Origin of the sequence: uncultured Dietzia sp. (assembly GCF_937873725.1) — a bacterium.
GTDB lineage: Bacteria > Actinomycetota > Actinomycetes > Mycobacteriales > Mycobacteriaceae > Dietzia.
In genome coordinates, this window is record NZ_CALMYY010000108.1 from 1 (window position 1) to 8081 (window position 8081).

At 71.4% G+C, this 8081-nt stretch carries 6 protein-coding genes; 5 read left to right on the top strand and 1 reads right to left on the bottom strand.

Going from position 1 to position 8081, the window contains the following annotated elements; genetic code table 11:
- The 4 genes from Q0444_RS11865 to Q0444_RS11880 all read left to right on the top strand — a co-directional run.
- Positions 1 to 2561, top strand: a 2561-nt coding sequence (locus Q0444_RS11865) for an arabinosyltransferase (protein ID WP_299023318.1), incomplete at its 5' end; no start/stop codon positions are given.
- Between the two features lie 52 nt (positions 2562 to 2613).
- Positions 2614 to 3414, top strand: a complete 801-nt coding sequence (locus tag Q0444_RS11870; protein ID WP_291085902.1) for an enoyl-CoA hydratase — start codon at positions 2614 to 2616, stop codon at positions 3412 to 3414.
- Entirely contained in the window at positions 3402 to 4619 is a 1218-nt protein-coding gene (locus Q0444_RS11875; protein WP_299023319.1) for a GTP-binding protein, read from the top strand. Before Q0444_RS11870 ends, Q0444_RS11875 begins: the two co-directional genes overlap by 13 nt.
- A gap of 183 nt (positions 4620 to 4802) precedes the next feature.
- Positions 4803 to 5693 carry a LuxR C-terminal-related transcriptional regulator gene (locus Q0444_RS11880; protein ID WP_291085908.1) on the top strand — a complete coding sequence of 297 codons (891 nt, stop codon included), beginning with the start codon at positions 4803 to 4805 and terminating at the stop codon, positions 5691 to 5693.
- A gap of 30 nt (positions 5694 to 5723) precedes the next feature.
- On the opposite strand, the gene Q0444_RS11885 is transcribed toward Q0444_RS11880, so the two are convergent.
- On the bottom strand, positions 5724 to 6299 hold the full coding sequence (locus tag Q0444_RS11885; RefSeq protein ID WP_291085911.1) for a cob(I)yrinic acid a,c-diamide adenosyltransferase: 576 nt from the start codon (positions 6297 to 6299) through the stop codon (positions 5724 to 5726).
- 70 nt (positions 6300 to 6369) lie between these two features.
- On the opposite strand from Q0444_RS11885, the gene murA reads away from it, so the two are divergent.
- Positions 6370 to 7653 carry a UDP-N-acetylglucosamine 1-carboxyvinyltransferase gene (gene murA / locus Q0444_RS11890; protein ID WP_291085913.1) on the top strand — a complete coding sequence of 428 codons (1284 nt, stop codon included), beginning with the start codon at positions 6370 to 6372 and terminating at the stop codon, positions 7651 to 7653.
- Positions 7654 to 8081 lie beyond the last annotated feature (428 nt).

The following is an 8081-nucleotide window of genomic DNA, read 5'->3' on the forward strand; positions in this document are numbered from 1 at the left end:
TCGCGCTGATCGCCCTGCACCGGCTGGACCTGCGGGACGGCCGTGCCGGGCGACGGGTGTTGCCGACGGGGTGGTGGAAGCCGCGGCCGCTCGACCTCGGGGTGGTGGCCACGCTCCTGGTGTGGCACGTCATCGGTGCCAACACGGCGGACGACGGGTACATCCTCACCGAGGCTCGTGCGGCGGTGTCCAGCGGATACATGCCTGAGGTGTTCCGCTATTACGGTGCCCCCTACGCGCCGTTCGGCATGCCGTACTACCTCTACACCGCGATCAGCTCCATCACGTTGGGCAGCGTGTGGCTGCGCCTGCCGGCGCTGCTCCTCGGGATCGCCTCGTGGATCCTGCTCTCCCGCGAGGTCATCCCCCGGCTCGGGGTCGCCGCCCGCCGTTCGTCGGCGGTCCGGTGGAGCACCGCCGCGGTGTTCCTCGCGTTCTGGCTCACCTACAACAACGGGCTGCGTCCCGAGCCGATCGTCGCCTTCGGGGTCCTGGCCACCTGGGTCTCGCTCGAGCGCGCGTTGGCGACCGGGCGCCTGCTGCCCGCGGCCACCGGCTTCATCATCGGCGGACTCACCCTGTCCGCGGCGCCCACGGGGACCTTCTGCATGGCCGCGATCATCGCCGCCTCGCGGCCGCTGCTGCTCCTGGTGATCCGCCGGGCCCGGCGGGACGGATGGGTCCCCACGGTGGCCCCGCTGCTCGCGGCGGGCCTGGGCGTCCTGCACCTGATCTTCCTCGACCAACCGTTGGTCACCACGCTGCAGTCGTCGGCCCTGCTCGGCGACGTGGGCCCCACCGGCCGGTGGTTCGAGGAGGTGTGGCGCTACGAGTGGCTCATGAACCCGACGCCGGACGGGTCGCTCGCCCGCCGCTTCGCGGTCCTGGCCATGTTCCTGTCCCTCATCACCTGCGCCGCCATCCTGTTCCGCAAGGGTCGGATCCCCGGGGTCGCCGTGGGGCCCGCCCGCCGGATCGTGGGACTGGCCGCCATCTCCATCGCGTTCATGGCGCTCAACCCCACCAAGTGGACCCACCACTTCGGGGCGTTCGCGACCATCGGGGCCGCCCTGGCCGCGCTGGCCACCATGGCGGTGCTCCCCGCCGCGACGCGCTCGCTGCGCAACCGGATGCTGTTCCTCGCGGCCGTGTTCTTCGTCCTGGCGTTGAGCTTCACCTCCACCAACGGCTGGTGGTACATCTCGATCTACGGCATCCCGTGGGGAGGCGCCCAGCCCTCGATCGCGGGGATCACGCTCTCGTCGGTGTTCCTCGGCCTGATGCTCGTCTCGCTGCTGGCCGCGCTCGTCCTGCACTACCGGGAACCGTTCCTGCGGCAGGCGGGGCGGGAGCACACGGTCGCGGACCGCGGCCCGGTGGTCCGGCGGCTCCGGGCGGTCGCGCACGCGCCCCTCGGGTTGGCGGCGGCCCTCGTCGTCGTGGTGATCGTGGCGTCCATGGCGGCCGCGGTGCGCAACCAGTACCCCGGGTATTCCGTGGGGCTGCAGAACCTCCGGGCGCTGTCCGGCGAGCCGTGCGGCATCGCCGACGCGGTGCTCGCCGAGCCCGACGCCAACGCCGGTCTGCTCGCCCCGATGGGCGACCCCCGGGACCAGCTCCGGGCGGGGGCGGAGCCCGTCAGGTTCGCCCCGGACGGGATCCCGGCGGATCTCACCGCGACCCAGGCGGTGGACACCGACACCCCGGGGACGGGCGAGGACTCCGACTCCACGGCGACCACCGCCGGCACCGAGGGCGGCGTGCGCGCGGGCGAGGGCATCAACGGCAGCCACGCCGCGCTGCCGTTCGGGCTGGACCCCGCGCGGGTTCCGGTCCTGGGCAGCTACCAGACCGGCACGCAGTTCAACGCCGAGACCACGACCGACTGGTACCGTCTCCCGGCGCGGACCGGGGAGAATCCCCTCGTCACCATCGCGGTGGCCGGGTCCTTCGCGCCGGACGCGGTGCGCGTGGAGTACGCGACCGGCGCCGGCGACCCGGTCGGGCCGGCGGGCTCGGTGCTGCCGGTGGACATCGGCCCGGCCCCGTCGTGGCGCAACCTCCGCGTCCCCCTGGACACGCTGCCCGCCGACGCGTCGGCGATCCGGCTCGTGGTGCGTGACCTCGACCCGGACCCGTCGCGGTGGATCGCGTTCACCCCGCCGCGCGTGCCGGAGCTGGTGACCATGCAGGAGCTCGTCGGGGACTCGCGCCCGGTGCTCCCGGACTGGGCGGTGGCGTTCCATGTGCCGTGCCTGCGGCCCTTCGACGAGTTCGCGGGGGTCCACGAGCTGCCCGAGTACCGGGTGCTCCCGGACCGCGGGCTCGCGGTGAGCTCCACCAACACCTGGCAGGCGTGGGACGGGGGTGGGCCGATCGGCTTCATCGAGCTGCTGCTGTCCGGCGAGACCGTGCCCACCTACCTCGAGCACGACTGGTCCCGCGACTGGGGTTCGCTGGTCCGGTACGAGCCGGTGGTGCCCGACGCGCGTCCGGCGACGGTCGAGCACGGCCAGACCGTACGGTCGGGGCTGTGGAACGGGGGACCGTTGGCCAGGTGACGGGCTAGCATCGGCCCCGGAACCTTTTACAAGGAAGTCCAAGTAACCCGACATGACTGGAGACGCTGTGTCCGTGACCGAGAAGCAGTTCGAGTACATCCTGGTGGAGCAGACGGGCCGCGTCGCGGTGATCACGCTCAACCGCCCCAAGGCGCTCAACGCGCTGAGCAGCGGTATGGAGAAGGAGGTCGTCGAGGCGGTCGAGGGTCTGGACTCCGACCCCGGCGTCGGGTGCATCGTCGTCACCGGCTCGGAGAAGGCCTTCGCGGCCGGCGCCGACATCAAGGAGATGAAGGACAAGACCTACCCGGGCATCTACCTCGAGCGCTTCTTCCACGACTGGAAGCGCCTCACCGCCGCGCGCACCCCGATCATCGCGGCCGTGTCCGGCTTCGCGCTGGGCGGCGGCTGCGAGCTGGCCATGATGTGCGACATGATCATCGCCGGTGACAACGCCAAGTTCGGGCAGCCGGAGATCACCCTCGGCGTGATCCCGGGCATGGGCGGCTCGCAGCGACTCACCCGCGCCGTGGGCAAGGCCAAGGCCATGGACCTGTGCCTGACCGGCCGCCAGATGGACGCCGCCGAGGCCGAGCGCTCCGGCCTGGTCACCCGCGTCGTCCCCGCCGCCGAGCTGCTCGACGAGACGATGAAGATCGCCGAGAAGATCGCCTCGATGAGCAAGACCACCGCCATCGCGGCGAAGCAGGCGGTCAACCGCTCCTTCGAGACCACCCTCGAGGAGGGGCTGCTCGCCGAGCAGAACGCCTTCTACGCGTTGTTCGCCACCGAGGATCAGACGGAGGGAATGTCGGCGTTCGCCGAGAAACGCAGGCCCGAGTGGCGTCGCTGAGCCACGAGCTCACCCGCGCGCACCTCGCCGGGGGCGGACGGTCCGACCGCCGCGCCCCCGGCGAGCCGCTGCCGGTGCTGGTCCTCACGGGCTACCTCGGCGCGGGCAAGACGACCCTGCTCAACCACCTGCTCTCCGGCGCCCCGGGGTTGCGCATCGCGGCGATCGTCAACGACTTCGGCGAGATCGACGTGGACGCGGCCGCGGTCGCCGGCCGCGTGGACTCCCTGGTCTCCCTGTCCAACGGGTGCATCTGCTGCGAGGTCGAGGCCGGCGAGCTCGGGGAGGCGCTCACCCGGCTCTCCGGCGACGAGCACGGCCTCGACCTGGCGGTGATCGAGGCGAGCGGCCTGGCCGAGCCCGCGATCCTGTCCCGCATGGTCCACGACGTCCCGCGCGAGGTGGTGCGGCACGCGGGGATGGTCCAGGTGGTGGACGCCGAGAATCTCGACGACGCGCTGGAGCGGCACCCGCGGCTGGCGGCGCACCTGGCGGAGGCGGACCTCGTCGTGGTCAACAAATGCGACCTGGTCTCGCGCGCACGGTTCGGCGAGCTGCGGGCGACGATCCGCACGCACGCCCCGCGGGTCGCGGTGTGGCCCGCCGTCCGCGCCGCGGTCCCCACCGGGCTCCTCCTGGGGAGGGAGGAACCGGATGCGGCGACCCCCGCGACCCCCGCTACCCACCGACCTTCGGCCGGCGGGCCCCCGCACGACCACTCCCACCTCCACGACTCCTATTCCGCGATCACGGTGGTGCCCGCGGGGGACCTCCATCCCCGCCGGGTCCTCGCCGCGCTCTCCGACCCACCGGCCGGCGTCTACCGCGCCAAGGGCATGCTCGCCCTGGCCACCGCCGACGGACCGCGCCCGTACGACGTCGCGCTGGTGGGGCGCCGGCTGGAACTCCGCGCTCGGCCGGTCGGTGCCGGGGGAGAGGACACCGTGGGGTTGGTGGTGATCGGCGTCGATCTCGACGACGATGAGGTGGCGCACTTCCTCGACGAGGCCGTGCGGACCCCGGGCGAACCGGTCGACACGGCCGCGGTCCTGGGCCTGCACCCGTACCTGGTCGGCGACCCGGACTCCAGCGACGTCGAGGAGTGGATCTACGACGAGCAGCGCACGACCCCGCTCACCGGGGCGGCCGCGATGCTGGCGGATCCCGAGGATCCCGAGGCATTCGATCCAGCTTTCACGCCCTGACCGTGGCGTGGGCCGGATAGCGCGCGGTGTACCCCCGCCGACTCCGAACCACCTCGGCGTATCCGGTCGGCGGCACCCCGGTCACGTGCGTATAGTGACGATGTCGACGGTGACGTGTGGCACTCGCGGGGGGAGTTCCCCGGCTCGCGGTGGGGGTATGCCACGGACGAGGGAGGAGACCTCGTGGACGAGGAGAATACCGGTCGTGGCGCGCCCGGAGGGGCCGCGGGCGAGGCCCAGCGGCGCCGGCGCGACCTGGCGTCGGTGCGCAGCGCGATCGCGGCGCTGCGCGAGTCCACTGGCATCCCCGTGACGATCGGCGGCGTCGTGGGCGAGGGACACACGCTGGTCCTGTCGGAGTCCCTGGGCATGCGGACCTCGGCGATGAAGGACCTCACGGTCCACTACGGTGCCGGCGTGGGTGGCAGGGTCATGGCCACCGGGAAGCCGGTCGGTGTGGCCGACTATCCGCGGGCCGGGGTGATCACGCACGAGTACGACCTCCCGGTCCTGTCCGAGGGGCTTCGGTCGATGGCCGCGATCCCGGTGGTCGTGGGCAAGGACGTCCGCGCCGTCCTCTACGCGGGCGTGCACTCCTCCGTCCGGTTCGGGGAGAAGGTGCTCAACCAGATGGCGGCCACCGCCCGCGCGCTCGAACAGGAGATCGCGGTCAACGACGCCCTCGCGGCCCGGGGCGCCGCCCCGGTCGGGCCGGGTGTCGGCGAGGGCCGCTGGGACGACATCCTGTCCAACGAGCGGATGCGGGAGACCCACGCCAGGCTCCGGATGTTGGCCTCCCGCACCGAGGACCCGGAGGTGCGCGCGGAGCTCGAGACCATCTGCGCCGAGATGGTGTCGCCACCGCCCGAGATGCCGACGGCGCGGTTGTCCCGGCGCGAGCTCGACGTCCTCGCCTGCGTGGCGCAGGGCAAGACCAACATCGAGACGGCGGCCGACATGGGTATCGGCGCGGAGACCGTCAAGAGCTACCTGCGGTCGGTCATGCGCAAGCTCGACGCGCACACCCGGTTCGAGGCGGTCAACGCCGCCCGCCGCATGGGCGCCCTGCCCTGAGCCCCGCGGCTCCGGTGACCGGCGGGGGGATCAGCCGCGCTCCCCGCCCGGCACCCACAGCACGTCGCCGTCCGGGTTGGCCACACGGCCCAGGACAAACAGGAGGTCCGACAGCCTGTTGAGGTACTTCGCCGGCAGCGGGGACGTGGTGTCCGGGTGCGCCTCGACGGCCGCCCAGGCCGCCCGCTCGGCGCGTCGCGTCACGGTGCGGGCCACGTGGAGGTACGCGCCGCCGGGGGTCCCCCCCGGCAGGATGAACGAGTTCAGGTCCGGGAGATCGGCGTTGAACTCGTCGATCCAGGTCTCGAGCCGCTCGATGTAGGCCGGCTCGATGCGCAGCGGTGGGTACGGGGGATCGGCCACCTCCGGGGTAGAGAGGTCGGCGCCGGCGTCGAACAGGTCGTTCTGGACCACGCGCAGGACCGAGGCCACCCGCTCGTCCAGCCCGCCGCACGTGATCGCGACACCGATCGCGGCGTTCGCCTCGTCGCAGTCCGCGTAGGCGGCCAGGCGGGCGTCGTTCTTGCCCACCCGGGAGAAGTCGGACAAGCCCGTGGTGCCGTCGTCGCCGGTCCGGGTATAGATCTTCGTCAGATGCACAGCCATGGGGCCAACCTACGCGGTCGCGGCGCACCGGATGCCCGGGTCGTCCCCGGTTCTCGCCTAGGGTGGACCCGTGAGCGGAAACCCCACGTCCCGCGAGGAGAGCTTCCTCGTCACCGGCGGTACACGTCTGGTCGGCGAGGTCTCCGTCGCCGGCGCGAAGAACAGCGTCCTCAAGCTCATGGCGGTGGCCCTGATGGCGGAGGGGCGCACCACACTGACCAACTGCCCGGACATCTCCGACGTCCCCGCGATGGCCGACGTCCTGCGACACCTCGGGTGCACCGTGGAGATCACCGGTGACACCGTGGTGATCGACACCCCGGCTGACCTCGGTCATGTCTCCGACGACACGGCGGCGCAACGACTCCGCGCCTCGGTCTGCATCCTCGGCCCGCTGGTCGGCCGTCACCACCGGGCCGTGTTGGCGATGCCGGGAGGGGACGCGATCGGCGACCGGCCGCTGAACTGGCACCGCGAGGCGCTCGAGGAGCTGGGTGCCACCACCCGGATGGATCACGGCCGGCTGGTCGCCGAGGCGGTGGAACTCACGGGCGCGCAGTACGAGCTCGAGTTCCCCTCCGTCGGGGCGACCGAGACCTTCCTCTTCGGCGCGGTCCTGGCCCGGGGCACGTCGACCCTGCTGAACGCGGCCCGCGAGCCCGAGATCGTGGACATCTGCGACCTGCTCACGGAGATGGGGGCCAAGATCAGCGGCGCCGGGTCCAAGACCATCACGATCGAGGGCGTCGACGAACTTCATCCGGTGAGCCACCGGGTGATCGGGGACCGGATAGTGGCGGCCACCTGGGCGATGGGCGCGGTCATGACCCGGGGCGACGTCACGGTCACCGGGATCGACCCGATGTACCTCTACGTCGTGCTGGAGATCCTGCGGGGAGCCGGCGCGCAGGTGGAGACCGGACCCGACTGGGTCCGGGTCAGGCAGGAGGGCCGCCCCCGCGCGAGGAACGTCCGCACGCTGCCGTTCCCGGGCTTCCCGACGGATCTGCAGCCGATGGCCATCGCACTGGCGTCGGTGTCGGACGGGTTCTCCGTGGTCACCGAGAACCTCTTCGAGGCGCGCTTCCGCTTTGTGGAGGAGATGGTGCGGATGGGAGTGGACGTGGAGACCGACGGCCACCACGCCAAGATCCGTGGCCGCGAACGCCTGGACTCCGCCACCGTATGGGCCAGCGACATCCGCGCCGGCGCAGGACTGGTGCTGGCCGGCATGTGCGCCGACGACGTGACCGAGGTCTGCGAGATCTTCCACATCGATCGCGGGTATCCGGACTTCGTGGAGAAGGTGCGGTCCCTCGGCGGGCGGATCGACCGCGTGGACACCCATCGATGACGCGCTGGCATCGATGACGCGCTGGGCCGATCCGCGAAATCTCCGGCTGACCAGGCGATTTGGTGTTCCGTTGGGCCGCGTGTAACTTTATCGGAGCCGCCAGGGAGCGAGCCCGAGCCGAGAGGCCAGGGAGCGCGAACGGGCGGTGGCTCCGAAGAAGCGAGAAGGACACGCCGGTTTGACACGGTGAGGCCGGACAGCTAAGTTGGAGAAGTTGCTCTGAAGAGAGTCAGCGAAGCCGCGAGGCAGAGGAAAACCCCGGTTTTGGAAACGGGGAGCGAGCCTGCTAAGCTGGTGGAGTTGCCTCCGAGAGGGAGCGGCGAGATCACCCCGAACGCTACATGGCGACAGTGCCATAGAGCAACGGTGTGTGGGTGTTGTTTGAGAACTCAACAGTGTGTTTTGTTTGTGATAGTGCCAAATTTTTT